Origin of the sequence: Arcobacter iocasae (genome assembly GCF_042214795.1) — a bacterium.
Taxonomy (GTDB): Bacteria; Campylobacterota; Campylobacteria; order Campylobacterales; family Arcobacteraceae; genus Arcobacter; species Arcobacter iocasae.
On the sequence record NZ_CP090177.1, the window covers coordinates 25,584 to 52,181 of the forward strand.

Here is a 26,598-nt window from a genome sequence, read left to right on the forward strand (position 1 = left end):
CCTTTTTATAATTTTATTTTTTAAAAAACTCTTTAAAAGTTTTTATTACATAATCTATATCTTCATTTGAAACATCTCTATGGGTTACAAGTCTCAACTCCTCATAAGTTCCTGATATATTTATACCTTTATTTTTTAAATAATTTATTAATATATCTACATTTTTATCTAATACTTCTATAAATACCATATTTGTATCATTTGATAAAATTCTTATTTCATCTATTTTTGATAATTCCAAAGCTAGTTTTTTTGCATTGGCATGGTCTTTTTCTAAATCTTTTATATTATTATCTATTGCATAAGAACAGGCAGCTGCTAAATAACCAGATTGTCTTAATCCACCACCTAACATCTTTCTATATCTTCTAGCTTTATTTATAAACTCTTTACTTCCAACTAATACAGAACCAACTGGAGCACCTAAACCTTTTGAAATACATATTGACATAGAATCAAAACAAACACTTATATCTTTAATATCTATTCCTAAATCAATAACTGCATTAAAAACCCTTGCCCCATCAAGATGCAATAAAAGATTTTTATCTTGTGTAAATTTTCTTGCTTCTTGTAAATAAGAAAGAGGCAAAACTTTTCCATCATGTGTATTTTCTAAACATAAGAGTTTAGTCATTGCAAAATGAAAATCATTAGGTTTTATTTTTTTATACACTTTGTTTAAATCCAAAGTTCCATCTTTTTCAAATTCTATTGGCTGAGGTGATATTCCACCAAGAACAGAAGAACCTCCTCCTTCATATTTAAATATATGAGAATCTTGTCCACAGATATACTCTTCACCCCTTTGACAATGGGAAAGCATAGCTAACAAGTTTGCTTGTGTTCCACTTGTAGTAAATAAAGCAGCCTCTTTATTTGTTAGTTTTGCCATTTTATCTTCAAGGGCATTAACACTTGGGTCTTCACCATATACATCATCTCCAACTTGGGCATTAAACATATACTCTTTCATCTGCACTGAGGGCATTGTAAATGTATCACTTCTAAGTTCTATTATTTTATTCATATTTCACCTTATTTAAAACCACTGTATGATTTTTTCTTTTACTTCTTTTGCTCTTTCAAGTGGTAACATATGAGTTTGAGCTTCTATTTGTGTAAATTCAATATTTTTAGCTTTTAAAGAAAACTCTTCCATAAATTTTGAACTAACAAGCCTATCTTTATTGGCATATAAAAAAGCTAAATTTAAATTACTATTTATTAGTTTTAAACTTAAATTTTCTCTTATAATTGTGGCATTAAATTGAGAATAAAAAGCCTCTTCCCCTATATCTACATACATTTTAAGTATCAAGTTTATAAGTTCCTCATCACTTTGATTTTGTGGTTCTACTAAACTTAAAACTTTTTTTCTACTAAGCCCTTTAAAGCCAAACTTTTTAGTAAATTCAATAGCTTCTTTTCTTCTTTGACACTCTACTTCATCCAAATTTGCAGGAGTACAAGCAACAGCTAATATTTTATTGACTCTATTTGGATACTTTAACCCAAAATAACAAGCAATATAACCACCAAGGGAAAATCCTAAAAGATTTATTTTTTCATCTTTTATTTTTTCATTTATTACTTCAACTATTTTATCAAAGCTATCTTCTAATGGAATCACAAGATGAATAAACTCATAACTATCATCAAAAAGAGGAATTAACCTACTCCATAACTTTTCATCATTCATAAAGCCAGGTATCATATATATTTTTGTTTTCATTAAATCACTTCATATTTTTAAGCTATTCTATCTAATAAAAGTTTTACATACTTTTAGATATTCTAGTGCCCTTTATAAAATGAACAAATAGGCAATTAAATGAAAGTAGTAACAGGCGTTGTAGGAAACGATATACACGTTGTAGCAAATAGATTAATCGATCTTTCATTACAAGCAAGAGGATTTGAAGTATTTAACTTAGGAGTTAATACTTATCTAGAAGAATTCTTTGATGCTGTAGTTGAAACTAATGCAGATGTACTTTTAATCTCTTCTTTAAACGGTGAAGCAGAAGGTTGGTGTAGAGAAGTAAAAATCTTAAAATCAAAATATAAAAACCTTGACAATGTAGTTTTTATGATTGGGGGAAACCTAGTAGTTGGAACAGGTGATGCCTCAACTATTGTTCCAAAATTCAAAAACTATGGATTTGACTTGGTATTTCATCAAGTAGATTTAAATACAGGACTTGATGAGTTAGAAAAATATTTAAAAACGAGAGAATCATGAGTTTATTACAAGAAGAACGAGAAATAATTTTAAGTAATGAATATGTAGAGCACTTTGACTTTGCAGAAGTTGAAGAGTTTGTTAAAAATGCATCAAAAGACCTATTTATTTCACATAACTTTAGAACAAAAAATAAAATGTTGGTACAACCAAGAGGTGGTTTCCCTACATATAATAAGATGTATGCACTTTATGAATTTTTCGTAAATGCAAATGTAGATGTCTTACCATGTACTATTGATTCAAATACAAGATTAAATGACTATGCAACATCTAAAAAGATGTTAAGACTTTCTGAAGAGAGTGAAGTTGATATGCTAAATGGTTACCCCTTAGTTAATCATGGATATAGAACTACTAGAAAGATGATTACTCATTTTAATAAACCTGTATCTCTAAGACATGGAACTCCTGATGCTAGACTATTAATTGAAACAGCAATTGCTTCTGGTATTTTTGAGATAGAAGGTGGTCCTATTACTTACCTTTTACCCTACTCTAAAAACTTTCCATTAGATAAAGCTTTTTTATATTGGAAATATGTTGAGCGAGTTTGTGCTAAATACTCAACTTTAAATGAACCAATAAACAGAGAATCATTTGGACCACTTACAGCAACACTTGTTCCTCCTTGTATTACTATTGTTATTCAATTAATTGAGATGCTTTTATCACTTGAAGAAGGAGTTAAATCATTCTCTGTATCTTTTTCACAAAGTGGAAGTGTAAACCAAGATATTGTAACTGGTGCAGTTATAAGAAAACTTGCAAAACATTATGCAAATGAAATTGGATGTGGAGATGCTGAGGTTCATTTAGTATATCACCAATGGATGGGTGCTTTTCCTATGGATCAAAACTTTGCATCTCAACTTATCTCTATGTCAACAGCAATTGCTGCTATGGTTGGAGCTGATAAGATTATTACAAAAACAAAACAAGAGGCTTCTGGAATTCCTACAAAAGAAGCAAATGCTGAAACAGTTGCAAATACGCAATATCTTCTTAGAATTTTAAATGGTCTTCCAAATGTAGTCGATGAAGAAGAGGAAGAGAATTTAACCCTAGAAGTAAAAGCTATTATGGAAGCTATATTTAATGACAGCGCTGATACTTTATGGAGAAAAGCCTTCAATAGCATCAAAAATGGAATAATAGATGTACCTTTCTCTCCTCATATAATAAATCACAATGAGATGATTACAATAAGAGATGCAAACAAAAATATTAGAATAATGAATAGAGGAAATGTTCCAATTCCTGATCGTTGTTTTGAATATGAAAAATCAAAATGTGATCTTAAAAAAGATACTACATCTATAGTAAATGATATTATCCATGATATAGGAATTATGCAATGAGCCAAGTAAATACAAATAATAAACTACTAATTGATGTAGGAAGTACATATTTTAAAATTAGCTCTTCAAAGGGTGTTGAACAACATTTTAGAGACTTTAATAAAGATATTTATGATGATTTAACTTATAAATGTGGGGATACAATTAAAACATATAAAAAAGATGATGTTTATATTTGTTCATCTGCAAATGGAGGACTTAGCACACTTATTATTGGTGTTACAAACTCTTTTTCACTTAAATATGCTACAAATATAGCATTTAACTCTGGTATTAATATCATTGATACTGTTTTATATCAAGATATTGAAAGCTCTTCAATTCCTAGTGATTTAATTGATGTTGTTATTGTTGTAGGGGGAATTGATTCTGTTTCAGATATTTTTGGTAAAGAGTTATTTGATTATTTAGAAAAAATCAAATACTCAAATATTGTTTATGTGGGAAGTTCAAAAGATAGTGACAAGCTTCAAAAAAACATAAAAGACTTAGTTGTATTACCAAATATTATTGATGATAAGCTTCATATTATAGAAGAAAACTTAAAAGAGTATTTAACTAATCTGTATCAAGCTGATATTATGGGAAAAGAAGACATCAAACATCTTTATGAAATAACATCAAATCAAATATATTCTACTCCATATATCGTAAATAAAACTTTGCCATTTATTAATAGTAAGTTTTCAGTTGTAAATCCCTATATCCTAATAGATATAGGAGGAGCAACTACTGATATTCACTATTCAAAAGATTTAGTGAATGAAAATATTGTTACAACAAATGAGTATGATAGATTAGTATTTAAAAAACTAGGTGTTTTTAAATCAAAAGAGTCTTTAATCTTTAGTGCAAAAAGTAATGAATTTGTATATGAGTTATTATCTCACTTAAAAGTTACAGAAAATATCTTTGAAGAACAAAGTGAAAAAGCTTTAAGAATATTAATGCAACTTGCGATATTCTTAGTTTTATGTAAAGTATCACACTATAGAAAAGCTTATGTAAACTTAAAGCTATTATCACTTAATACAGTAGTTTTAACAGGTGGTATTACAAAAGTTTTATCACAAGAAGAGATTGAAGATATAATCTCATTTTTTTATAAAAAAATTCTAAATTCAAACCATAATCCAAGCGTCGTAATGGATTCAAATTACGATATTTGGACTATTGGTTTAACTCAAAATTAAAGGATAAAAGATGTCTATAAATTGTATTAGAAGATTAATTGAAGATGCTGCAATCTCACATCCAAATAAAAATGCTTTAATTCTAAGTGAAAAAAGCCTTACATATAAAGATTTATTAACAAAAGTAAATCAAGTGGCTTTTTATCTAAATGAGTTGGACTTACCAAAAGGAAGTAGAATTGGTATTTATTCAAATAAAAAGATTGAACAAGTAATAGCTATCTTAGCTATTTTATCAACTGATTATGTACTAGTACCTCTTACAAAACTACTTAAACCAGACCAAGTAAAATACATAATAAAAGATTGTGATATAAAATGTATCATAACAGATAAGATAAAAGAAAATTCAATCGAAGATATTAGTTTTGATGGACATATTATATCTTATGAGACAACACACAAAGATGTACCCTCATTTGAAGAGATTTTCAAATACTACAATAAACCATATATTTATGAAATAAATGGACATGGGAATGCCGTAATTACTTACTCTTTTGGAATAACAGGAACGCCAAAAGGAATAGTTATTTCACATAGAAATTTAATAGATAGTGCAAGAGTTGTATCACAATATCTAAGTTTAGAAGAAAATGATGTAATATCTGGAATTTTGCTATTTAATTTAGATTATGGACTAAATCAAATTTTTTGTTCTTTATACAAAAGAGCTACCTTAGCTTTACATAGATTTATTCTTGCAGGTGATTTTTTTAATCACCTAATAAATGATAATATTACAGTTATTCCACTTATGCCAATTAGTATCACTCATATGTTTGATGAAGAATCACATAGACTTCCAAGTGCTGAGCTTTTAAGTAATATTAGAATTATTACTTCATCTGGTGGTAATTTAACTCATAAAATGGTAAATGATGTACAAAAATATTTTAAAAATGCAAAAATTTTCTCAATGCATGGTTTAACAGAAGCATTTAGATCTACATATTTAGATCCAAGCCAAATAAATATAAGACCAAACTCTATAGGAAAATCAATACCAGATGTAGAATTATATGTAATTGATGAAAATGGTAATGAGTGTCCTCCAAGAGTTGTTGGTGAATTAATTCACAGAGGTGGATATATCTATAAAGGTTTTTGGAATGCACCTATTGAAACAAAAGAGAGATTTAAATCAGTTAATATCCTTAAAAATGTAATCAATCTAGAGGGACAACTAAGAGATGAAGTTGTTGTAAAAACAGGTGATTATGTTTACAAAGATGAAGAAGGATATTTATACTTTGTCTCAAGACATGATGATATGATTAAAACAAGAGGATTTAGAGTAAGTCCATATGAAATAGAATCAGTTACCATAAATAATATTCCACAAATAGAACAATGTGCAGTTTTCTCAATAGAAAATGAAGAGATAGAAGAAGAGATTGTTTTAGTATATAGTGCTAGAAGTGAATTATCTTCAAAAGAGATAAGTTTTGAACTAAAAAAACACCTAGCTTCATATATGATTCCCCTTAGAATTATTTATAAAAAATCACTACCTTTAATTCCAAGTGATAAAAATAAAATTAATAAGAACCAACTTAAAGCTGAATTACTAGATTCTTTAAAATAGATTTTATGTAATACTTAAAATTAAGTATTACATAAATAATTTTTGAAAAATTTAAATTCTTTGACTAAAATCAACTAAATTTACATTTTTTTTCCCTATAATACTCTAATTAAAAAAATCAAAGGAAAAAATAATGAAAAAAATTCTACTTTTAACTTCAATCTTAGCATGTGTAGCATTTGCTAATCCATATGCAAAATGTGTAGCTTGCCATGGAGCAAACGGAGAAAAAGCTGCTTTAGGAAAATCAAAAATAATTAAAGATATGAGTAAAGCTGAAATTGTTTCTGCTTTAAAAGGTTATAAAGATGGGACTTATGGTGGACCTATGAAAGGTGTAATGAAGGCACAAGTTGCAACTTTAAGTGATGCAGATATTCAAACAATTGCTGATCAAATCGGTAAATAATCAAAGTAAGAAGACTCTCTTCTTACTTTAAATAATGTTACTCTTCTCCTCAAATTAATTTCTTTTAACGAATTATTAACAAACTAATCAACTTAAAAGTTTAAGTACTATAAAATTTTAATTATAAATTAATAATAAGGGACAACAATGAAAAAAATAATACTTCTAACTACAATCTTAGCATGTGCTGCATTTGCTAATCCATATGAAAAATGTGTAGCTTGCCATGGAGCAAATGGGGAAAAAGCTGCAATGGGGAAATCTAAGATTATTAAAGACATGACAAAAGCTGAATTTATTGCTGCATTAAAAGGTTATAAAGATGGAACTTATGGAGGACCTTTAAAAGGTTTAATGGCAGGACAAGTTACTTCTTTAAGCGATGCTGATATGGAAGCTCTTGCTGATCAAATAGTTAAATAATTTCTACATCAAATAAAATTGGTGCTTTTAAAGATTATTTTTGTAATATAATAACAAAGAAAGTTTTTAAAGGTATCAGTTTTGAGATCAAGTTACAAAGTTAAATTTTTATTCTTCCACTTCCTATCTGTATTTATTTTAATAAGTACAATTTATATCTATGATTCAATAACTAATAAAGCAAATATTACTAATATCTCAAACAAAAACTTTGATATTATTTTTTCGGAAAAAGAAAGATACATTACTAACTTAATAAACTCAGATAAAATCATTTTAGATACTCTATCCAACAATCAAATTTTTCAAAACTATATTAATAATAATAAAGATATAAAAAATAGTGAGAACTTATTTTCAGCACTTATAAATACATTTCCCTCTGTTTTCCAATTAAGATACATTGATTTAAATGGTAATGAAAAAATCAAAATCAAAAAAGAATTGTTTTCAAAAGATAAAGATATAACTATATCACCTAAAAATCAATTAGAAAATATTGCAAGTAATGATTACTTTAAAACTTTTATTAATTTAAATAATGGAGTTTTTGGTATTTCAAGTATAGATTTAAATATTGCCAATCAAAAAGCAACTAAACCCAAAATGGCCACAATACTAGTTGCTAAAACAGTTTTTGATAAAAATGACAATAAAAAAGGCTTTATTCTCGTAAATATTGTTATAGATGACCTTTTTAATTATTTAAAAAATGATGAATTTTTTAACATTTATTTAATTTCAAGTAAAGGCGATATAGTATTTCCAAATGAAAATAAGAATATGGGTATTTATTCTAAAAACTTCAAAGAACACTTATTAAATTCACACTTTAATGAAGAAGAGATTAAATCAATTCTAAATAATCAAGAATTTTCAAATGGAAAATACTTTTCAAAAAAAATAAAAAGTTTTAACAAAGGTGAGAATATAACACTTTTTTTTGAATCAAAATATAATACACTAAAAAAAGATTTAGATAAACAAAAATTACAACTCATCTATGTTCTTATTGCAATATCTATTTTAGCTCTGCCTCTTGTATTCTATTTTGCAAGTACTCCAGAAAGACTTGAGAAAAAAATAATCAAACAATTTATAACAGATGATTTAACAAAACTGCCTAATTTAGAGCACTTATTAAATGATTTAAAAGAAAAAGAGTTCAAAGGTTGTCTAATAATATTACTGAATATAACAAATGATAAAAATATTCAAAATATTTATGGATACAATGTTACAAAAGAATTATTAAAAAATTGTGCTAATTTTTTCTTAGATTATAAAGAAAAAGATAAAAGATTTTTAAAAATATATAAGATAAAACATAATGTTTTTGCTTTTAAATATTTATATAAAAATAGAGAGATATTAAATGAGTCATTAAATCAAATCCAAAATTTGCTAGAAAGTAAAGAATTTTTAATTCTAAATAAATATGAAATAACTATAGATACTACTATTGGTGTGAGTGGGATAGATATATTAAATAACAATATAAATGAACTAAAAGAGGCTGAAATAGCATTAGATGAAGCACTACAACTAAATCATGATATATCTATTTATAATAGTTCCCATGTTGAAAATCTTGAAAAACATAAAATAAATATTGAAAAAATAAAAGTAATAAAAGATGCTATTTTAAACAATAATGTGCTTATAGCTTATCAACCTATTTTTAATAATTTTCAAGGAAAAGTTGAAAAATATGAAGCTCTTGTAAGACTAAAATATAAGGATAGAATATTTTATCCTGATGAGTTTTTACAAATCTCAAAAAAAATAAAAAAATATAAAACTTTAACAAAAATAATTATAGAAAAAACATTTAAATTTTTTGAAGACAAAGATTTTGAATTTTCTATTAATCTAAGTATGGAAGATATTCTTGATGATGAAATAAGAGAGTACCTTTTTAAAGAAATTGTTAGATATAACTTCCAAAATAGACTTGTAATTGAACTTGTTGAAACAGAAGCTATAAATAATTATGAGGCATTTACTAGTTTTATAAAAGAGATAAAAAAATTAAATTGTAAAATTGCCATAGATGATTTTGGTAGTGGATATTCAAACTATGATTATATAATTAAGCTTTCTGATTACATAGACTACTTAAAAATCGATGGATCACTAATTACAGATATTGATACAAATAAAAAGACTCAGCTTCTTGTTGGTACCTTAAAATTCTTATGTGATAGTTTAAAAATAAAAACAATTGCAGAGTATGTGGAAAATAAAGAGATTTTTGAATTTATAAAAGCAATGGATATTTCTTATTCTCAAGGATATTATATAGGTAAACCAGAATTTGAACTAAGTGAAAATGAGTGGATTAAAAATGAAAAGAAAAAGAACTTAGCCTACTTCTAATCTATCTCTTCCATTTAATTTTGCTTCATATACTTTTTCATCAGCCATTTTTATAAACTCATCTAGAGAGTTTGTCTTATTATAAAAAGAGACTCCCATAGAAACAGTTATGGATATCTCTTTTAAAGGGTGAAATATCATTTGAGACTTTATGTCTTCCCTTAAAATATTAAGTTTTTTTATTAATTCATCTTTTTTTTCAAAACACAAAATTATAAACTCTTCTCCTCCATATCTATAAGCTTCACCATTTAGACCATAAGCATGAGATTGAATCTTATTTGCTAAGTATTTTAGAACCCTATCCCCTGTATCGTGTCCAAAGTTATCATTTATACCTTTAAACCTATCAGCATCAATAAATACAGCACAAAGTAAAGAAGAGTGTTTTTGTTTGGCAAAAAGCTCTAAATCGGCTTCCATCTTTCTTCTATTATATAAAGAAGTTAAAGCATCTTTATTCATCATATCTTTTAGAAGTTCTTTTTCTCTTAAAAGTTCTTCTATTAAATTATCTTTAAAATTCTCAGTTGTATTTATGTTCTTTTGTTCTAATATTTTTCCCAATTTAAATTCAAACTTATTTAGCTTTGAATTATAGTCTACTTCTTTACACTCAATTTTAATAGATGGCTTTTCTTCACCTAAACCATTTGTTAAAATCAGACTATTTACTTTTTTAATATCATATCTTATTTTATCCTCTACAATTTTTATATCTAAAAGTTCGCTTCTCCAATATTTATTAATATCTTTGGATAAAACCCTTAATTTCATATTCAAAATATCTTCAAATATCTCTTTTCCAATAGAAATTGTAATTGTCACTTACTTTTAGCCTTTAAAACTTTTTTTAACATGATATAGTATTACAATTTATAAAGACATAAACATCAATTTAAAATTCATTATGATAAAATCACAAAATTTAATAAACATTAGGATTATTATGAAAAAAATTTACTTACTATTATATATACTTACTATTTCTTTTCTTTTTTTAGGCTGTTCTTCAAAACAATTAGATACAGAAGTAAATGATTTAATAATTTATAAACAAGCCCCAATAGAATACACCTCTTCTATTCCAAAATTAAATAAAAATATCCAAGATGAATTAAACAAAGAGTTTAATGAAAGATATTTTACCCCTTGGCATAAAGAAAAATTTGAAGCAAGTTTGAAAGATGTAACTTGGCAATTTAGCTATAAAAATAAAAAAGTTTATGGAGATAATAATAGATTAATCAAAAAAGAGTGGTTTGATGAACAAATAGATAACTCAAATTTTGAACAATATAATACCTTTTTAAAAAAAGCAATTACTGTAAAAAATTCAAACCTAAGACTTTTTCCAAGTAATAGTAAAATCTTTTATAACCCCTCTATTGCAGGGGAAGGTTTTCCCTTTGATTATAATCAAAACTCTGGTATAAAAATTAACTCACCAATTTTAATCTCTCACTTATCTAAAGATAGAGCTTGGGCTTATGTTTTATCTTCTTTTGCAAAAGGTTGGATAAAAGTAACAGATATAGCTTATATGAATGATGAACTAATAAAGTTTTTTGAAAATGAAAACTACTATATTGCGATAAAAGATAATTTTCCCATATATAAAAAAGGTGTCTTCGTAGAATATATAAAATTAGGAACACTATTTCCTGTAAAAAATAATAAAGCAATTACAATTGGAAGATATGGAGATAATGAAGGATTTAGTAGAGTAATAGAGATTCCAAATGTCTATATTGCAAAAAAACCAATTGAATTTAATAGTGAAAATATTACAAATATCATGAATCAATTGATTGCAGAACCTTATGGTTGGGGTGAAATTCTAAACCACAGAGATTGTTCTGCTTTGACAAAAGATTACTTTACTCCCTTTGGAATAAACTTAAAAAGAAACTCTTATGGTCAAACTTTAGATTATAAATATTATGATGTAAAAAAGCTCTCAAATGAAAAGAAAAAAGAGTTTATTATAAAAAATGGAATTCCTTTTTTAACTTTAGCATATCTAAAAGGTCATATTATGCTTTATATTGGTGAAAAAAATGGTGAGCCTCTATTTTTTCATAATGTTTGGGGTGTAAAAACAAAAAGCTTTTTTGGCAAAGAAGGTAGAAAGATTGTAGGAAAAGCAGTAATTACCTCACTAAATATGGGTGAAGAAGTAAATAACTTCGATGAGAAAAAAAGTTTAACTTCAAGAGTACTTGGAATTGTAAATGTTACTCAAAAAAAAGAGTAACCTTTTACAGTTTTCTTAAATAAATAATTCTATATAACATAGGTACATAATATAGATTTAGAACTGTTGCCCATAATACTCCAAAACCTAAAGACACAGCCATTGGTTGTAAAATAAGAGCTTGTCCAGAAGCAAAAAACATCAAAGTAAACAGACCTAAAATAGTTGTAATAGATGTTAGTAAAATAGGTCTTAATCTTAGAAGCGCAAACTCTAAAAGCTCATCAAGTGATTTTGCTTTTTTAATAAAATCCATCATAATAATTCCATCATTAACAATAACCCCAGCTAGTCCAACCATACCAATTAAACTAGCCATTGTAATATTTAAACCAAGAATAAAATGTCCAACAAAAACACCTAAAATAGATAAAGGAATAGTAGAAAGTATAATCAGTGATTTAATCATAGAATCAAACATCCAAACAAGAGCAATAAAGATAAGTACAATTGCAATTAAGGCTGCTTCTCCCATCTCTTTTTGTACTTTTTTATTCTCTTTTTGCTCACCTTTTATATCAATACTAACTTTTGATTTATATTTATCTAAAATTGGATTTAACTTTTCAAAAACTTCTGCTGAAGTCATTTTCCCACTTATAGAACCAGTCACAGATACTATTCTTTGACCATTTTCTTTAAAAATTTGAGAATAGGCATTTTTTCTAACAATATCAACTACATCTTTTAAAAATACTTTTTCATTAGTATTAGGCACAATTATCTCAAAATCATTTAAACTTTTTAAATAATCTTTATTTTTACTTTGAAAAACAACATCAACTATACCTTTTTTATCAAACATCTTTGAATATGTACCTTTAAAATAAAAAGGTCTAATTGATGAGACAATATAGTTTTCACTTATTCCTAAATCTTGACCATAAGCATTAACTTTAAACTTTAATTCAACATTTCCCATCATAAAATCATCAGCTACATTTGATACACCATCTATATTATTTAAAGCTTTTTTGATATTTGTAACAGCGCCACTTACCTCTTTTTCATTACCACTAATTGATAATTCTAAATCATTTTTAACTATTCCAGCTTTTGGTGTAAATACTTTAAGGTCTTCAAATTCTCCAGATTTTATTTCTGGTTCTAAAAGTTTTTGCAACTCTTTTTCTATTGTTTGCGATGATTTCTCTCTTATCATATTTGTATCATCATATTTAGGAGAAAGATAAGGATTTATATATTTATCAAAGAAATTTTGAGGTGCTCTTTCATTTAAATTAACAAATATTTGGAAATAGAATTCTTCAGTTTCGGGTTGATTTTTACCATCAAGTTTTAAACCAATAACTGAAGAGACTGATTGTAAATTATTAGCAAAATCATAATTCTTTAAAATTTTATTCTCAATTTTTTTTACAATGGCTTCTGTTTGTTCTATTTTTTTACCAACACCAACTGATCCACTTATATATACTTGTGTTGTATCAAAATCTGATAAAAATTTAAATTTTGAGCTCATCATAATAAAAATTGTTAAACTAACAATTGTTAAAACCATAATGATAAGAGATGTATATTTTTTCTTTAACAAAAAGCTTAAAATCTTTTTGTATAATTTTTTATTCCAAGCCCATATTTTATCTGCTTTTTGCTCCTCTTTGTTTACTCTTAAGATTTGTTTTGCATGTAAAGGCAAAAAGAAAAAAGCTTCAAGAAGAGAAGAGATAAGAAGTATAGTAATCATGATAGGAAGTATTTTCATAAACTTTCCAATTTCACCAGTCATAAGTAAAATTGGCAAAAAGGCAAATATTGTTGTTGCAGTTGCAGTTAAAACAGCTGGATAAACTTCAACAGAACCATCAATAGCAGCTTGGAACCTATCCTTTCCCATTTCCATATGTCTATATATGTTTTCCCCTACAACTATAGCTTCATCTACAAGCATTCCTAAGGCAATCAAAGCTCCCAACAATGAAAGCATATTTAAACTATATCCCATAGCTTCAGCACTAATAAGTCCTATCATAAATGAAGTTGGAATCCCAATAGCTATTACTATTGCAATTCTTGCATTTATGAAGAAAAACAAGGCTAAGAAAAGTAAGCACAATCCAAAAAAGATATTAGAGAAAACAGTATTTAATCTATTTTTTATCCAAACAGAAGTATCAGTATGTGTTGCAAAATTAAGTTCTGGATATATTTTTTTATACTCTTTTAGTTTCTCTTTTATTTGACGAACCAGTTCAACTGCATCGCCAGTTTCTCCCTTGTTTATACCAATAGAAACATCTCTACTACCATTAAAGTGTGAGATAGTATTAACATCTGCTAATTCATATTTGATTTTTGCAATATCTTTTAAATAAACTTTTTGATTTGATATTTTCAAAATCGTATTTTTGATATTATTTATATCTTTTTCACCATTAAAAGTACTCAAATAATAGTGTCTTGAAGTATCTTTTATAATACCTGCTGGAAAAATAGAACTTAGGTTTTCAACTGCTGTTAGTACTTCTTGTAAATTGAGTCCATAAGCTAAAATTTTCTTTTCATCAAATTCTACAAGTAACTCTTTATCACTATCTCCCCAAATAGATATATCACTTAAATCACCCATTTTTGAAAATGTTGATTTTAAATCTTTTGCTATTTCTAAAAGTTGGGGTTTAGTTTTTTCTCCATAAACTACAACTGTAATAAGAGGTATTGCATTAATTTTTTCTTTTACTGTTGGTTCATCCATGTCTGTTGGAAAGTTTGTTTTTACTTTTGTAATAATATCTTTAATATCACCTATTACATTTTGGGCTTTAAAACCTTTTTTTAGTTTAACAGTAATTGAAAAATTTCCATTTTTTATTGTAGAAGTAACATCAGCAGCTTCTTTTACAGATGACAGTTCATCTTCTATATCTTCAACAGCCATTTTATCAAGTAAGTCTGAACTAGCTCCTGGATAAGAACCATTTATAACAACAGCATCAAGAGCAGATGGAGGAAATATCTCTTTTGGTATATTATTATATGCAAAAACTGATAAAATCAGTAAAAATAATAAAAGCAGATGATTTAACATCGGCTTTCTAAGACCAAACTCTATTATATATTTAATCACTTGTTATTATCCAAAGTATTTATTAAAAGTGAATCTATAATTTGATTTTTAAATTTCATATCTTCTAATTGTTGTTGTAAAAATCTATTTTCTTCTTTTAAAGAGATATAATTGGCATATAATTTATTAATATCTTTACTAACATAATAAATATTATTTGCTAAATATATTTTTGGAAAACATAAAATCAATGATACTGCTAGTACAGACAGAACTATTAACAATGAATTTTTTGCATTTAATCTAATCAAATTTAAAAACCCTCAATTTTGAACTTCTACTTCTTGGATTTACTTTTATCTCTTCATTTGTTGGAATAATAGGTTTTTTAGTAATAACTTTCCCTAAAGCATTATCATTTCCACAAGTACAACGCATAACATCACTTGGGCAAATACAATTTTTGCTCCACTTTTTAAAGTAGTTTTTTACAATTCTATCTTCTAAAGAGTGAAAAGAGATAATTGCTACCAAACAATTCTTTGGTTTTATCTCTTCTATTGAGTCAAAAAGTCTTTCTAAAACACCCAATTCATCGTTTACTTCTATTCTAATACCTTGAAAAGGAAGAGTTGCTGGATGAAGTTTACCTTTATGCATATTTTTTGCTATAAAAGTAGATAGCTCTTTTGCACTAGAAAATGGTCTATTATTTACGATTATTGAAGCTACTTTTTTATACTCTTTTACTTCTCCACACTCTTTAAAAACTCGCTCTAACTCACTTTGCGAGTAAGTGTTTACCACAGCAGATGCATCTAAAGATTGTTCTTGATTCATCCTCATATCTAAAGATTCACTATCAAAACCAAAGCCTCTATCTTCTTTATCTAATTGTAAAGATGAAACTCCAATATCTGCTAATATCCCTCTAATATCATACTCTTTAAAACTATTTAAAACAGTTTCAAAGTTTCCTTTATTAAAAGTTACTCTATTTAAAAATGGCTCTAATCTCTTTTTAGAAAACTCTAAAGCTTCATTATCTTGATCATTACATATTAACTTAACATTAGAGTTTTGTTTTAATAAACCTTCTGAATGTCCAGCATATCCTAAAGTACAATCTATTATATACCCAGAATCAATATTTTCGAAGACTCCTAGTGTCTCTTTATACAATACTGGGATATGTGGGATATTCATTAAAAGGGTCCTTATAATTTTTTATATATAATATCCAAAATAATATTTAAGGCATTTAAAATGATCGATCAAAATCATGTAGACCAACTAAGTAAACTATCGTTGACACTTTTTAGAAAAAACTTTTTTGGAATATATCACGGTTCTATTTCTACAAAATTAGATCATAGTACATTTATGATAAACACATCAGATGCAATTTTTGATGAAATGAACGAAAAATCATTTTGTGAATTAAGCATGACCAGTCAAGATTATAGATGGAAACTAGCAAGTATAGAAGCTCATATACATGCAACTATATACAACAATATACATGAAGCTAAATATATTGCCTTTGGGGTTCCTATTTATACAACTGCATATACTTTTGAGCATGATGAAATTATATTAGATGATTTTTTTGGAAAAACATCTTTTGAAAAAATAAAAATATTTGACCCAGGAGATTTTTCAACTTGGTATGATAGAAATGCTTTAGAAATAACAAAATATCTAAAAGAGACAAATAATCATGTCATGGTTATAAAAGGAATTGGTGCTTATGTATATGATAGAGACATCAATGAGCTAGTAAAAAAAGTTGCAATTCTAGAAAATAGTTGTAGATTATTGAGCATAAAATCTAGTTTTAGAGCTTGAAAAGTCATTTTTTTGCAAATAAACCTCTATTTAGGGGAAAATGAGCAATACTTTTAGCTATTTTAAAGTTTAAATAGTATAAAGTTTTGGTAACTTTAAATCTTAAACAAGGAGTTCTTCAATGAACAAAGCTGAATTTATCGACGCAGTAGCAGCAAAAGCTGGATTATCTAAAAAAGACGCAAAATGTGCAGTTGATTCTGTATTAGAAACTATTACTGAGACTTTAGTAAAAAAAGAAACTGTAAGTTTCATCGGATTCGGAACATTCTCTACAGCTGCTAGAGCTGCTAGAACTGCAAAAGTGCCTGGTACAGATAGAACTGTTGATGTTAAAGCTACTACTGTAGCTAAATTTAAAGTTGGTAAAGCTTTAAAAGAGGCTGTTGCTAAATAATTTTTTAAATTATTGAATTACAGATTAAAAGGTAGGTTATTTTTAACCTACCTTTTTTTTATTTAAAAATTTATATTAGTTTCGATATTTATATAGTTTTCTCGATATGGGGAAAACTTTGAGTATGATTTTCCATTATAAGTAAAATAATTCTCATAACCTTTTAAAACACTTTTATTAATCACTCTATTATTACAAATATTTCTTCTTTTTGTTTCATAGTAATACTCTGTATTATTTCTATTATTATGTGAATAATCGCTATTTCTTATTCCATTTGCAAGAGTTGCACCTAAAAGTCCACCTACAATTTTTGCAGCAACCTTTCCATTCCCTCTTCCTATTTGATTACCTATAATTACACCTGTTGTAGCACCAATAATAGTATCTACTCCTATGGTATTTTCATTTCTATAAGAAGAAGTCCTATTTATAGGTGTTCGAACCTCATACTCTTCATAACAACGAGAATCACGATTAGGAATTACCTCTTGGACATTTTCATAAACAGGCTTTGAATAATTAACTTTTACCCGTTGAGTAAATCTGTCACCCTGTGCAAAAAGAGATGAAGAAAGAATTGTTAATCCTAAAATTAAACATATACTTTGTTTTTTCATAACTTACTCCTTTGTAAATAATAAATTATAAAAATCTATTATTATTTTAATGCTGAAATATAACTAGCAACTGCTTGTATTTTTTCATCATCAAGTCTAGCAACTTGGCCTTTCATAACGCCTTTCATTGCTCCACCATAAGTTCCTGCTTTATAACCTTTTAAAGCATCAACTATTTTTTGTTTATCCCAGCCTTTTATAATTTGTGACTTACCTAAGGCTGCTTTTTCTGCCTTTGCTCCATGGCAAGAAGCACAAGCTTTAAAAATAGTTTCACCCTCATTTGCCATAAGTGATGTTAAACTTAAAATTGAACTTACTACTAAGATTTTTGTTAAAGTTCTCATTTTAACTCCTTTTATTGTTTTGATAAAAGAAGTATAAAATATAAAAGTGGAGTGATTGTGAATTTTAAAGAGTTATTTTAATTTGCCAAATGCTTTATAAATATCCCAATACTCATCTAAAGCTTTTTTAAGTTCATCATCACTTAATGTACTCTTTTTCTTTATGCCAAATCTACTGATAAAGGCATCAGGCATAATTGTTGTATCTTTACTTGGACTCTTAAGATATTTGCTCATAGCCTCATTTACAGATCTTTTAGAGCTATATTTAAGTAAATATCTATAAAAATATTTATCAATAGATACAGGAAGTCTATTATGACAGGCTACACAATTTTTTTCATACACACTTGCAAATAAAAATGAGTTAAGAAAAACAGCTAGTATAAGTACTCTTTTTACCATGTAAGCTCCATTTGAGTTCCAATGTCAAGTTCTGATTTTATTTCTGTATTTATATTATACTCTTTTGTTATCATATATACGATATTTAGCCCTATTCCAAAGCCACCAACACTTTTATCAAATCTTGCATATCTTTCAAACATAGAAGGTATTTTATCTTTTGAAATACCTTTTCCACTATCTTTTATAATTAGTTTATTATTTTCAAGAATTACTTCTATTGTTCCACTAATTTTATTATATTTTATTGCATTTGATAAAAGATTGTCTATTACTTTTCCTATTTTTTTTTCATCACAAAAAATTTTTACACCAGAATTTATATTTTTTATAAAAGATATTTTTTTAACATCAGCTAAAGTTTTAAAATAATCAATTCGATTTAAAACTATTTTTGATAAATCCAAATCTTCATTTTTTGAAATAATTTTGTTTTTTAGTGCCAAATATGTTAAATCTTGATAAATATTTGAGACAGTTTTGGCTCCAGTATCTATTCTTTTTAGTTTCTTTTGTAATTTCACATCTTCTAGACTTGCAATATCTATCATCTCTATATTTGTGATAATAGCGCTTATAGGCGTATTTAACTCATGTGTTGTATCTTTTATAAACCTATCCAAAAGATGAAGAGAATCTCGCATAGGTCTTAAAAATAGTTTTAATAGAAAGTATCCACAAATAAACATAATAGAAAAACCACAAATCAAAAAAATAGTAATTTTATTTATAACATCATTTATCCAAGCTTTATCTTCTGGTATCTCAAGAAGTACATATTTAGCTCCTAAATAGTACGATTCTGGCTCTTTTATATAGTGAATATAGTTATTTGTAGTATAAGTTATCTCATCAAGTTTTACTTTAGGAGAGGCAAGCGTTGAAAAGATAAGATTTCTGTCACTATCATAAATAGCAGAATTAAATCTTTCATCCCTTGGATAAAATTTGTATTTATCAAAATTTATGTGTAAGTCTTTTAATCTTGAGATTAAATCATTTGAATACTCTTGCAAAACCAATCTTTTATTTTGAAGCATCAAGTCCTTTTTGAAGTTATAATACAAAAATGATATAAACAATAAAATCACAATGCAAAGTACACTATATAGTGTCAAAAAGCCCCAAAGAGTCTTTTTTTCACTCTGTGGTAAATCTATATCCAAGCTTTTTAACACTTATGATTCTCTCTTTCCCAAATATTTTTCTCAAGTTTTTTATATATGTTCTTAGTGAAAAATCACTACTTTCTTCCCCATAATCCCAAACATACTCATAAATTTGATCATGTGATAAGATTTGATCTTGATTTTGTAAAAATAGTTTTAAAAGTTTTGTTTCTTTGTTGTTTATTTTTATTTCTTCATTGTTTTTAAAAAGTAAATTGGAACTTGTATCAAAAAATATATCAGCTATTATATTTACTTTTGTATCAACGCTATGAAAATACCCTCTTTTTAGTATTGATTCTACTCTTATTAATAACTCTTTTAGCTCAAAAGGTTTTCTTATATAATCATCACAGCCCAAATTAAAACCCTTTTCAAATGATTCCATTGAGTTTAATGAAGTTATAAATATAGCAGGAGTATTTATATTATCAATTCTTAGATTTTCAAGAAGTTCAAACCCACTTAGAGTAGGAACATTTACATCAAATATTAGTAAATCAAACTTTTCTTCATAAATTTTTGTATAAGCTTCTTCACCATCATATATTGAGACTACTTCAAAATCATTATCTTCTAAATACTCAACAACAGTTTCATTTAATGTAATATCATCTTCTAAAAGTAAAATTTTTCTTTTCATATTTATCTTTTAGCTTTTGATTTTTGCATATTTATTTTGTATTGATTTTTCTCTTTTGAACTCATAGTTGAAACTCTAGATTTTAACTCTTTTTCAAATTTTGCTTTATTTTCTTTTTTAACAAAACCTATAATTTCTATCAATTCTTGAGTAGACATTTCAGAATAATCAACAGCAAAAAGTGGTGTTAACAAAAATAGAAGTACAAATATTGATAAGATTTTTTTCATGTTTTTTTCTCTTTAAATTTTTAATTTATCATACCATAAATTTTGTGGAAAAATTGTAAAACAATCATTTTTAGCTTTCTTAATTTAAGATTAAATTGATATATATTAGATATTTATCATTATTTAATATATAATAATCAAAGTATTTATTGTATATAATACAACATTTAATTAAAGTTTCAAAAAAGGCGTAGAGATGATTCAAGTAGGAAAACTTTTTCAAAAAGTTCCATATTATGTTAGAGATTTAGAGTGCGAATATAAAATAATTCATGACATAGAAGAGATAGTAGATGAGTTCCTTTCTAACTATATGATGACAACTGCTGATTTATATAGTGTGTTTTCAAACAATAGAGATTCATCTACAAATTTACACTTGGTATTTAATGATGGAGCTATGCCAAAAATTTCAATTCATCCTGATTTTGAACATGATGTTTTTGATATTACTTTTGAAGAATTAAAAGATTCTAAAAATAAAACTACAAAAGTAAACTCACTAATGTTTATTGAAGAGTTTCAAAATAGAAAAGAAGAAGCACTAGCAAAAACCTTTGATGAAATAATGGGTTGTGATGGTGAAGAATTGTTTATATCACTAAAACAAGAAAAACTAGATATGTTTAATCCAAGTTCACCAAACTTTGATCATAGAGTGAACTTAATTACTAAAAAAGAATTGATTTTAGAAGTTTGTAGGTTATTTGATATCTCTTCTACTCGATTATATACCCAATTAAATCCAAATATAGTAAAACATGTCTGTAAAGACTTGAATATCACATATAAAGCCTTAGCAAAAGAAATAGGATATAAACCAGATACTATAAATAAAGCAGCCTCTCTAGGAAAAGTTTCAGAGCAACTTTTCAAAGCAATAAACATGTACCTTGAAAACTTACGACTAAAAGAGTTCCTAAAAGACTTTGATGTCATGAAATCTACACTAAAGAAAATTTTAGATTGATTATATTAGAATCAAATCAAAATAAGAAAGAGAAAAAATGATAAAAAATGTTTTACTTATATGCCTTACACTGAGCATATTTACCGGCTGTTTTTTTGGTGGAGAAACAAAAGAAGAATGGACTTCTTATATCTACCCTGATAAAACAAACACAAAAAGAAGTATGATATCACCTACAAAATTCCCTACTTTTGCAACTTGTAGAGATGTTTCATTGGGTGTTTTAAAAGAAAAGGGTCTAGAATCAACTGGAACTTATAAATGTGGTAAAAACTGTAGTTATCACGAAGGTATGAAAGTTGATATTTGCGAAGAGATGAGACAATAAAGGTACAACTATAAGCCGCGTTTTGTATTAGACAATAATTTATCTAGTTGTTAAATTACTTAAACAATCCCGCGAAGAGAAAAACTGTGAAGTTAAATACCGTCTCTTCTTGCTGCGGGTTGGGTTTACATAGCTGTTAAGATTACTCAAAACACTGGTAAGCTCTTACCTTACCCTTTCACCCTTACCATAAATGGCGGTTTACTTTCTGTTGCACTATCCCTTAGGTTTCCCTAGCCATCCTTTAGATGGAACCCTACTTCACTGCAGCCCGGACTTTCCTCTTGAATTACTTCAAGCTATTGTCTGTTGTACCTTTAAGATTGGAATTTTATCTAAAAAATAATTACTTTCTTATTATGTCATAATTCTCAGGAGGTAAAAATTTAAATAAATCATCATCTATTTGTGTATTTTGTTTTACATTAGAAAAAGTGATAGTAACACTATTTTCAAGGGCATCTTTATACTCAATTTTATTTATCTTATTATCTTTTGTAAAAAGATTATATTTTACATCATAAATAATAGCCACATACTTATTCTTCGATATTTCTTTTGCATTTTTGATGAGATTAAAGATATCAATTTCATTTTTAAGTTTAGTTAAGATTGCTTGTTCTAGTTCTGGTTCATCAATAACTGCGAAATCATTTACAATATATACACTTTTGATGATAGGTTCTTTATATTGCCATAAAATATAATAAGGATCTTTTAAATATAAGTGTCCACTATACAAAATCTCTTTTTTCGATGGATTTATAATTTTTTGTTCAAAATCTGCATCAAATGATTTAATATTATTCAAAGGAGATGCTTCCAAAAATACAGATAATACAAACATTACAACAAAAATCACTTTATAAAACATAATTTAACCTTCTTTTTTATATAATCATCGGATTATAACGGAAAAGGACTATATTTTATGTTAAATATTTTTTCAAAAATTTTTGGTACGAGAAATGATAAAGAAGTAAAAAGATATAAGAAAAGAGCTGAAACTATAACTCTACTTGAACCAAAGTATGAGCAGATGAGTGATGATGAGCTAAAAGCTACATTTGAAACTTTAAAAAATGATGTTCAAAATGAATCAGTAAAATTAGATGATATTTTAAATGATGTATTTGCAATAATTAGGGAAGCTAGTAAAAGAGTCCTAAATATGAGACATTATGATGTTCAATTAATAGGTGGTATGGTTTTAAATGACGGAAGAATAGCAGAGATGAAAACAGGTGAAGGTAAAACTTTAGTTGCTTCATTACCCGTTATATTAAATGCTATGACAGGCAAAGGGGTTCATGTAGTTACAGTAAATGACTATTTGGCTTCTAGAGATGCAGATGAACTATCGCCTCTATATAATTTCCTTGGATTTACTGTTGGTACAATATTAGGTGATATTAGAGATGAAGAAGAGAGAAAAGCTCAATATGCTTGTGATATCACTTATGGAACAAACAATGAGTTTGGATTTGATTATTTAAGAGATAATATGAACTATGATTTAAATGAGTGTGTTCAAAGACAACATCACTTTGTAATCGTAGATGAAGTAGATTCAATCTTAATTGATGAAGCAAGAACTCCACTTATTATCTCAGGACCTTCTAATAGAAAAGGTTCAGATTATGCAAAAGCTAATCAAATCGCTTTAAAACTTGAAAAAGGCGAAAAAATTGAGCCAAAAAGAGCTGATGAGCACGCTATTACAACTGGTGATTTTATTGTTGATGAAAAAAGTAAATCTGTTCTTTTAACAGAACAAGGTCAAAAGAAAGCAGAAGAATTATTCGGAGTTGAAAACCTTTATTTACTTGAAAATGCAACCCTATCTCATACTTTAGACCAAGCACTTAAAGCTAACTATGTATTTGAAATAGATGTTGATTATGTTGTAAAAGATAATGAAGTAATTATAGTAGATGAATTTACGGGAAGATTAAGTGAAGGAAGAAGATTCTCTGAAGGTTTACACCAAGCACTTGAAGCAAAAGAGAATGTTTCTATTCAAGATGAATCACAAACACTAGCAGATATTACATTTCAAAATTACTTTAGAATGTATGACAAACTAGCTGGTATGACAGGAACTGCTCAAACAGAAGCAACAGAATTTGCTGAAATTTATAACCTTGATGTTGTATCTATTCCTACAAATGTACCAGTTGTTCGAGATGATAGGAATGACCTTATTTACAAAAGTGAAAGGGAAAAATTTGATGCAGTTTGTAATAAAATTGCAGAACTACATAAAAAAGGTCAACCTGTACTTGTGGGTACTGCTTCTATTGAAAAATCAGAAAAATTACATGAAATATTAAAACAGAAAAAAATACCTCATACAGTTTTAAATGCAAAACAACACGAAAAAGAGGGAAAAATTATTGCTGATGCTGGACAAAAAGGTGCAGTAACAATTGCTACAAATATGGCAGGACGGGGAGTTGATATTAAATTAACTCAAGAAATCCTAGACCTTGGTGGATTAGCAATTATTGGAACAGAAAGACATGAAAGTAGAAGAATTGATAATCAGTTAAGAGGAAGAGCTGGTCGGCAAGGTGATGTTGGTGTTTCTCAATTTTATTTATCTCTAGAAGATAATCTTCTAAGAATCTTTGGAAGTGATAAAATCAAAGGAATTATGGAAAGATTAGGTATTGAAGAAGGTGAGCATATCGAATCTAAAATGGTTACTCGTGCAGTTGAAAATGCACAGAAAAAAGTGGAAACAATGCACTTTGAGAGTAGAAAACACCTTTTAGAATATGATGATGTTGCAAATAAACAAAGAAAAGTAATCTACAGCTTTAGAAATGATTTATTAGACCCTAATTTTAAAATTACTGAAAAACTTGATGAAAATAGAGCTGAATATATAACAAACTTACTTATGCATGCTAACATTATAAATGGTATGGCAGCAGAAGATTTTGATTATGACTTTATTATTAATAAAGTAAAAGAAGAATTGAACTTAGAACTTACATTAGAGAATATTAAATCAGAATCTTTTGATGATTTACAAGAAAAACTACTTACAATTATAAAAGAAGTATATGAAGAAAAAATGAGTATGGCAGCTCCTGAACAAAAAACTGAAATAGAGAGAATTCTTTACTTACAAATTCTTGATAATGCTTGGAGAGAACATTTATATTCAATGGATAACTTAAAAACTGGTATAGGTCTACGAGGTTATAACCAAAAAGATCCATTAGTTGAGTATAAAAAAGAATCTTATAATATGTTCTTAGAGCTTATTGCAAATATTAAAAATGAAATTATTAAAATATTATTCACAGTTCAACTAAGAGATTCTCAAGAAGAAGAGAAAGAAAAAGAAGCAATTGAAGCTATGAGAGCAAAAATGATAGAAGCTTCTGAAAATATTTCAACTAACTTTGAAGATGCTCCAAGAGCAGAAAAGAAAATAGCTAGAAATGACCCTTGCCCTTGTGGAAGTGGAAAAAAATATAAACAATGTTGTGGAGTAAGTGGTCCTAAAAGAGGATTGATAGCAGGTAAATAATTTGAATAATCAACTTATTAACTTTATTGTCAAAAAATACTTAAAATTTGACAAGAAAAACCCTTTTATATCAATAAGTGCAATTTTAGCATTTGTTGGTGTAGCTGTAGGAGTTATGGTACTTATCATAACAATGGCTATCATGAATGGAACAGAAAAAGAGTTTAAAGATAAACTTTTTACTATGAATTATCCATTATCTGTATATGCTAAGTTTGGAAATGGAATAAATGATAACTTACTTGAAACTCTTGAAAAAAAATTCCCAAATTTAAGTTTTTCTCCTTATATTACTTCTCAAGCAATAGTGCAACATGATGAAAAGATATCAGGTGGTCTGATTTTTGGTGTTGATCCCAAAAGAGAAGCTAAAATAAACTCTATTTATGCAAAAGCTACTAAAAATCTAGTTTTAAATAAATATGATTTAATAACAGGGATTGGAACCGCAGATAAACTTTATTTATATGATGATAGTAAAGTAACTATGTATTTTACCTCTTTAAATCCAAATGGTTTTACAATGATGCCAAAAATGAAAAGATTTAACTACAAAGGCTCTTTTAGTTCAGGATTAAATGCATATGATAATTCATATATGTACACAACAGCTGCTGCTTTAAGAACAATACTAAGAAAGAGTGATAATTATTATGATGGTATTCATATATATTCAAATGATGCCTTTAATGACATAAAATTATTAGAAAAAGAACTTCAAAATTATCCAGGTGTGGGAGTAATTGGTTGGTGGCAACAAAATGGAAACTTCTTCTCTGCAATGGCATTAGAAAAAAAGGCACTTTTTGTTGTTTTGATGTTGATTATATTAGTAGCTTCACTTAATATTATTTCATCATTACTTATGACAGTTATGAGTAGAAGAAAAGAAATAGCACTACTTTTATCAATGGGTGCAACAAATAAAGAAATAAAGAAAATATTTTTAAAACTTGGTATTGTAATTGGTTTTTCTGGTATTATAATTGGTACATTTTTAGGATTTTTTGGAATCTTTATACTAGATAATTTCAATATAATTTCTCTTCCAGCTGATGTTTATGGAACAAGTAAACTTCCCTTGGATTTAGATATGATTGATTTCATATCAATTATGATTGGTTCAGTAATAATTATATTATTATCTTCTTATTATCCCGCATCAAAAGCTACTAAAATCGATGTTATTGATGTTCTAAGAAACGAATAAACTT

The 26,598-nt window shown here is 27.0% G+C and carries 27 protein-coding genes and 1 other RNA gene; 14 read left to right on the forward strand and 14 right to left on the reverse strand.

Annotated features, from left to right (window positions below; genetic code table 11):
- Nucleotides 1-13: 13 nt before the first annotated feature.
- Nucleotides 14-1,030 (reverse strand): low-specificity L-threonine aldolase, encoded by a 1,017-nt coding sequence (ltaE, locus tag LXN10_RS00145; RefSeq protein WP_375723944.1) that lies wholly within the window; start codon nucleotides 1,028-1,030, stop codon nucleotides 14-16.
- 12 nt (nucleotides 1,031-1,042) lie between these two features.
- A complete protein-coding gene (locus LXN10_RS00150) occupies nucleotides 1,043-1,735 on the reverse strand; it encodes an alpha/beta fold hydrolase (protein ID WP_375723945.1) in 693 nt (230 codons plus the stop codon).
- A 99-nt stretch (nucleotides 1,736-1,834) separates the two neighbouring features.
- Between LXN10_RS00150 and glmS the strand changes: the two genes are divergently transcribed.
- The 7 genes from glmS (at nucleotide 1,835) to LXN10_RS00185 (ending at nucleotide 9,598) form a co-directional block, all read left to right on the forward strand.
- Nucleotides 1,835-2,245, forward strand: a complete 411-nt coding sequence (gene glmS, locus LXN10_RS00155) for a methylaspartate mutase subunit S (protein ID WP_298751085.1) — start codon at nucleotides 1,835-1,837, stop codon at nucleotides 2,243-2,245.
- Complete coding sequence (locus LXN10_RS00160) at nucleotides 2,242-3,606, forward strand: methylaspartate mutase (protein WP_375723946.1); 1,365 nt, start codon at nucleotides 2,242-2,244, stop codon at nucleotides 3,604-3,606. Before glmS ends, LXN10_RS00160 begins: the two co-directional genes overlap by 4 nt.
- Entirely contained in the window at nucleotides 3,603-4,799 is a 1,197-nt protein-coding gene (locus LXN10_RS00165; protein WP_375723947.1) for a glutamate mutase L, read from the forward strand. Before LXN10_RS00160 ends, LXN10_RS00165 begins: the two co-directional genes overlap by 4 nt.
- 10 nt (nucleotides 4,800-4,809) lie before the next feature.
- On the forward strand, nucleotides 4,810-6,387 hold the full coding sequence (locus LXN10_RS00170) for an AMP-binding protein (RefSeq protein WP_375723948.1): 1,578 nt from the start codon (nucleotides 4,810-4,812) through the stop codon (nucleotides 6,385-6,387).
- Between the two features lie 133 nt (nucleotides 6,388-6,520).
- The gene (locus LXN10_RS00175; RefSeq protein ID WP_375723949.1) at nucleotides 6,521-6,796 is read left to right on the forward strand and encodes a c-type cytochrome; all 276 of its coding nucleotides are present in this window, start codon (nucleotides 6,521-6,523) and stop codon (nucleotides 6,794-6,796) included.
- Between the two features lie 147 nt (nucleotides 6,797-6,943).
- Nucleotides 6,944-7,219, forward strand: a complete 276-nt coding sequence (locus LXN10_RS00180) for a c-type cytochrome (RefSeq protein ID WP_375723950.1) — start codon at nucleotides 6,944-6,946, stop codon at nucleotides 7,217-7,219.
- Between the two features lie 81 nt (nucleotides 7,220-7,300).
- Nucleotides 7,301-9,598, forward strand: a complete 2,298-nt coding sequence (locus tag LXN10_RS00185; RefSeq protein WP_375723951.1) for an EAL domain-containing protein — start codon at nucleotides 7,301-7,303, stop codon at nucleotides 9,596-9,598.
- Here LXN10_RS00185 and LXN10_RS00190 read toward each other — a convergent pair.
- Complete coding sequence (locus tag LXN10_RS00190) at nucleotides 9,584-10,426, reverse strand: GGDEF domain-containing protein (protein ID WP_375723952.1); 843 nt, start codon at nucleotides 10,424-10,426, stop codon at nucleotides 9,584-9,586. The genes LXN10_RS00185 and LXN10_RS00190 overlap by 15 nt on opposite strands.
- A 121-nt stretch (nucleotides 10,427-10,547) precedes the next feature.
- On the opposite strand from LXN10_RS00190, the gene LXN10_RS00195 reads away from it, so the two are divergent.
- On the forward strand, nucleotides 10,548-11,855 hold the full coding sequence (locus LXN10_RS00195; RefSeq protein WP_375723953.1) for an SH3 domain-containing protein: 1,308 nt from the start codon (nucleotides 10,548-10,550) through the stop codon (nucleotides 11,853-11,855).
- Between the two features lie 4 nt (nucleotides 11,856-11,859).
- Here the strand turns inward: LXN10_RS00195 and LXN10_RS00200 are convergent, their stop codons facing one another.
- Genes LXN10_RS00200 through rsmH form a run of 3 tightly spaced genes read right to left on the reverse strand, consistent with a single transcriptional unit; the run spans nucleotide 11,860 to nucleotide 16,089 of the window.
- Nucleotides 11,860-14,943, reverse strand: coding sequence for an efflux RND transporter permease subunit (locus LXN10_RS00200; RefSeq protein ID WP_375723954.1), 3,084 nt, complete (start codon nucleotides 14,941-14,943; stop codon nucleotides 11,860-11,862).
- On the reverse strand, nucleotides 14,940-15,194 hold the full coding sequence (locus LXN10_RS00205) for a hypothetical protein (protein WP_129101031.1): 255 nt from the start codon (nucleotides 15,192-15,194) through the stop codon (nucleotides 14,940-14,942). The genes LXN10_RS00200 and LXN10_RS00205 overlap by 4 nt, the downstream gene beginning before the upstream one ends.
- Nucleotides 15,187-16,089, reverse strand: a complete 903-nt coding sequence (gene rsmH / locus LXN10_RS00210) for a 16S rRNA (cytosine(1402)-N(4))-methyltransferase RsmH (protein ID WP_375723955.1) — start codon at nucleotides 16,087-16,089, stop codon at nucleotides 15,187-15,189. The genes LXN10_RS00205 and rsmH overlap by 8 nt, the downstream gene beginning before the upstream one ends.
- 60 nt (nucleotides 16,090-16,149) lie before the next feature.
- On the opposite strand from rsmH, the gene LXN10_RS00215 reads away from it, so the two are divergent.
- A complete protein-coding gene (locus LXN10_RS00215; RefSeq protein WP_375723956.1) occupies nucleotides 16,150-16,731 on the forward strand; it encodes a class II aldolase and adducin N-terminal domain-containing protein in 582 nt (193 codons plus the stop codon).
- 121 nt (nucleotides 16,732-16,852) lie between these two features.
- Complete coding sequence (locus LXN10_RS00220) at nucleotides 16,853-17,128, forward strand: HU family DNA-binding protein (RefSeq protein ID WP_375723957.1); 276 nt, start codon at nucleotides 16,853-16,855, stop codon at nucleotides 17,126-17,128.
- Nucleotides 17,129-17,190: 62 nt separating this feature from the next.
- Here LXN10_RS00220 and LXN10_RS00225 read toward each other — a convergent pair whose 3' ends face one another.
- The 6 genes from LXN10_RS00225 to LXN10_RS00250 form a co-directional block, all read right to left on the reverse strand.
- Nucleotides 17,191-17,748, reverse strand: a complete 558-nt coding sequence (locus tag LXN10_RS00225; protein ID WP_375723958.1) for a glycine zipper 2TM domain-containing protein — start codon at nucleotides 17,746-17,748, stop codon at nucleotides 17,191-17,193.
- Nucleotides 17,749-17,789: 41 nt separating this feature from the next.
- A complete protein-coding gene (locus tag LXN10_RS00230; protein WP_375723959.1) occupies nucleotides 17,790-18,095 on the reverse strand; it encodes a c-type cytochrome in 306 nt (101 codons plus the stop codon).
- A 72-nt stretch (nucleotides 18,096-18,167) separates the two neighbouring features.
- A complete protein-coding gene (locus tag LXN10_RS00235; protein ID WP_375723960.1) occupies nucleotides 18,168-18,500 on the reverse strand; it encodes a hypothetical protein in 333 nt (110 codons plus the stop codon).
- Nucleotides 18,494-19,540 carry a sensor histidine kinase gene (locus tag LXN10_RS00240; RefSeq protein ID WP_375723961.1) on the reverse strand — a complete coding sequence of 349 codons (1,047 nt, stop codon included), beginning with the start codon at nucleotides 19,538-19,540 and terminating at the stop codon, nucleotides 18,494-18,496. Before LXN10_RS00240 ends, LXN10_RS00235 begins: the two co-directional genes overlap by 7 nt.
- Before the next feature lie 100 nt (nucleotides 19,541-19,640).
- Nucleotides 19,641-20,312: a response regulator transcription factor gene (locus tag LXN10_RS00245; protein WP_375723962.1), complete on the reverse strand. Its 672-nt coding sequence runs from the start codon at nucleotides 20,310-20,312 to the stop codon at nucleotides 19,641-19,643.
- 2 nt (nucleotides 20,313-20,314) lie between these two features.
- Nucleotides 20,315-20,542, reverse strand: coding sequence for a DUF1104 domain-containing protein (locus LXN10_RS00250; RefSeq protein WP_375723963.1), 228 nt, complete (start codon nucleotides 20,540-20,542; stop codon nucleotides 20,315-20,317).
- 196 nt (nucleotides 20,543-20,738) lie between these two features.
- Between LXN10_RS00250 and LXN10_RS00255 the strand changes: the two genes are divergently transcribed.
- Both LXN10_RS00255 and LXN10_RS00260 read left to right on the forward strand, forming a co-directional pair.
- Nucleotides 20,739-21,512: a hypothetical protein gene (locus LXN10_RS00255; RefSeq protein WP_375723964.1), complete on the forward strand. Its 774-nt coding sequence runs from the start codon at nucleotides 20,739-20,741 to the stop codon at nucleotides 21,510-21,512.
- Nucleotides 21,513-21,549: 37 nt separating this feature from the next.
- Nucleotides 21,550-21,840, forward strand: a complete 291-nt coding sequence (locus tag LXN10_RS00260; RefSeq protein ID WP_375723965.1) for a hypothetical protein — start codon at nucleotides 21,550-21,552, stop codon at nucleotides 21,838-21,840.
- Here the strand turns inward: LXN10_RS00260 and rnpB are convergent.
- An RNA gene (gene rnpB / locus LXN10_RS00265) (RNase P RNA component class A) lies at nucleotides 21,836-22,158 on the reverse strand. The two genes, LXN10_RS00260 and rnpB, sit on opposite strands and share 5 nt — an antisense overlap.
- Before the next feature lie 28 nt (nucleotides 22,159-22,186).
- Nucleotides 22,187-22,714: a LolA-like outer membrane lipoprotein chaperone gene (gene lolA / locus LXN10_RS00270; RefSeq protein ID WP_375723966.1), complete on the reverse strand. Its 528-nt coding sequence runs from the start codon at nucleotides 22,712-22,714 to the stop codon at nucleotides 22,187-22,189.
- A gap of 57 nt (nucleotides 22,715-22,771) precedes the next feature.
- Between lolA and secA the strand changes: the two genes are divergently transcribed.
- Both secA and LXN10_RS00280 read left to right on the forward strand, forming a co-directional pair.
- Entirely contained in the window at nucleotides 22,772-25,384 is a 2,613-nt protein-coding gene (secA, locus tag LXN10_RS00275) for a preprotein translocase subunit SecA (RefSeq protein ID WP_375723967.1), read from the forward strand.
- Between the two features lies 1 nt (nucleotide 25,385).
- Complete coding sequence (locus LXN10_RS00280; RefSeq protein ID WP_375723968.1) at nucleotides 25,386-26,594, forward strand: ABC transporter permease; 1,209 nt, start codon at nucleotides 25,386-25,388, stop codon at nucleotides 26,592-26,594.
- Nucleotides 26,595-26,598: the final 4 nt, after the last annotated feature.

What these genes read in the sequence shown, in the direction of transcription:
- ltaE (WP_375723944.1), bottom strand. Translation starts at nt 1,030, where the DNA reads ATGAATAAAATAATAGAACTTAGAAGTGATACATTTACAATGCCCTCA.
- LXN10_RS00150 (WP_375723945.1), bottom strand. Translation starts at nt 1,735, where the DNA reads ATGAAAACAAAAATATATATGATACCTGGCTTTATGAATGATGAAAAG.
- glmS (WP_298751085.1), top strand. Translation starts at nt 1,835, where the DNA reads ATGAAAGTAGTAACAGGCGTTGTAGGAAACGATATACACGTTGTAGCA.
- LXN10_RS00160 (WP_375723946.1), top strand. Translation starts at nt 2,242, where the DNA reads ATGAGTTTATTACAAGAAGAACGAGAAATAATTTTAAGTAATGAATAT.
- LXN10_RS00165 (WP_375723947.1), top strand. Translation starts at nt 3,603, where the DNA reads ATGAGCCAAGTAAATACAAATAATAAACTACTAATTGATGTAGGAAGT.
- LXN10_RS00170 (WP_375723948.1), top strand. Translation starts at nt 4,810, where the DNA reads ATGTCTATAAATTGTATTAGAAGATTAATTGAAGATGCTGCAATCTCA.
- LXN10_RS00175 (WP_375723949.1), top strand. Translation starts at nt 6,521, where the DNA reads ATGAAAAAAATTCTACTTTTAACTTCAATCTTAGCATGTGTAGCATTT.
- LXN10_RS00180 (WP_375723950.1), top strand. Translation starts at nt 6,944, where the DNA reads ATGAAAAAAATAATACTTCTAACTACAATCTTAGCATGTGCTGCATTT.
- LXN10_RS00195 (WP_375723953.1), top strand. Translation starts at nt 10,548, where the DNA reads ATGAAAAAAATTTACTTACTATTATATATACTTACTATTTCTTTTCTT.
- rsmH (WP_375723955.1), bottom strand. Translation starts at nt 16,089, where the DNA reads ATGAATATCCCACATATCCCAGTATTGTATAAAGAGACACTAGGAGTC.
- LXN10_RS00215 (WP_375723956.1), top strand. Translation starts at nt 16,150, where the DNA reads ATGATCGATCAAAATCATGTAGACCAACTAAGTAAACTATCGTTGACA.
- LXN10_RS00220 (WP_375723957.1), top strand. Translation starts at nt 16,853, where the DNA reads ATGAACAAAGCTGAATTTATCGACGCAGTAGCAGCAAAAGCTGGATTA.
- LXN10_RS00225 (WP_375723958.1), bottom strand. Translation starts at nt 17,748, where the DNA reads ATGAAAAAACAAAGTATATGTTTAATTTTAGGATTAACAATTCTTTCT.
- LXN10_RS00230 (WP_375723959.1), bottom strand. Translation starts at nt 18,095, where the DNA reads ATGAGAACTTTAACAAAAATCTTAGTAGTAAGTTCAATTTTAAGTTTA.
- LXN10_RS00235 (WP_375723960.1), bottom strand. Translation starts at nt 18,500, where the DNA reads ATGGTAAAAAGAGTACTTATACTAGCTGTTTTTCTTAACTCATTTTTA.
- LXN10_RS00240 (WP_375723961.1), bottom strand. Translation starts at nt 19,540, where the DNA reads ATGCTTCAAAATAAAAGATTGGTTTTGCAAGAGTATTCAAATGATTTA.
- LXN10_RS00245 (WP_375723962.1), bottom strand. Translation starts at nt 20,312, where the DNA reads ATGAAAAGAAAAATTTTACTTTTAGAAGATGATATTACATTAAATGAA.
- LXN10_RS00250 (WP_375723963.1), bottom strand. Translation starts at nt 20,542, where the DNA reads ATGAAAAAAATCTTATCAATATTTGTACTTCTATTTTTGTTAACACCA.
- LXN10_RS00255 (WP_375723964.1), top strand. Translation starts at nt 20,739, where the DNA reads ATGATTCAAGTAGGAAAACTTTTTCAAAAAGTTCCATATTATGTTAGA.
- LXN10_RS00260 (WP_375723965.1), top strand. Translation starts at nt 21,550, where the DNA reads ATGATAAAAAATGTTTTACTTATATGCCTTACACTGAGCATATTTACC.
- lolA (WP_375723966.1), bottom strand. Translation starts at nt 22,714, where the DNA reads ATGTTTTATAAAGTGATTTTTGTTGTAATGTTTGTATTATCTGTATTT.
- secA (WP_375723967.1), top strand. Translation starts at nt 22,772, where the DNA reads ATGTTAAATATTTTTTCAAAAATTTTTGGTACGAGAAATGATAAAGAA.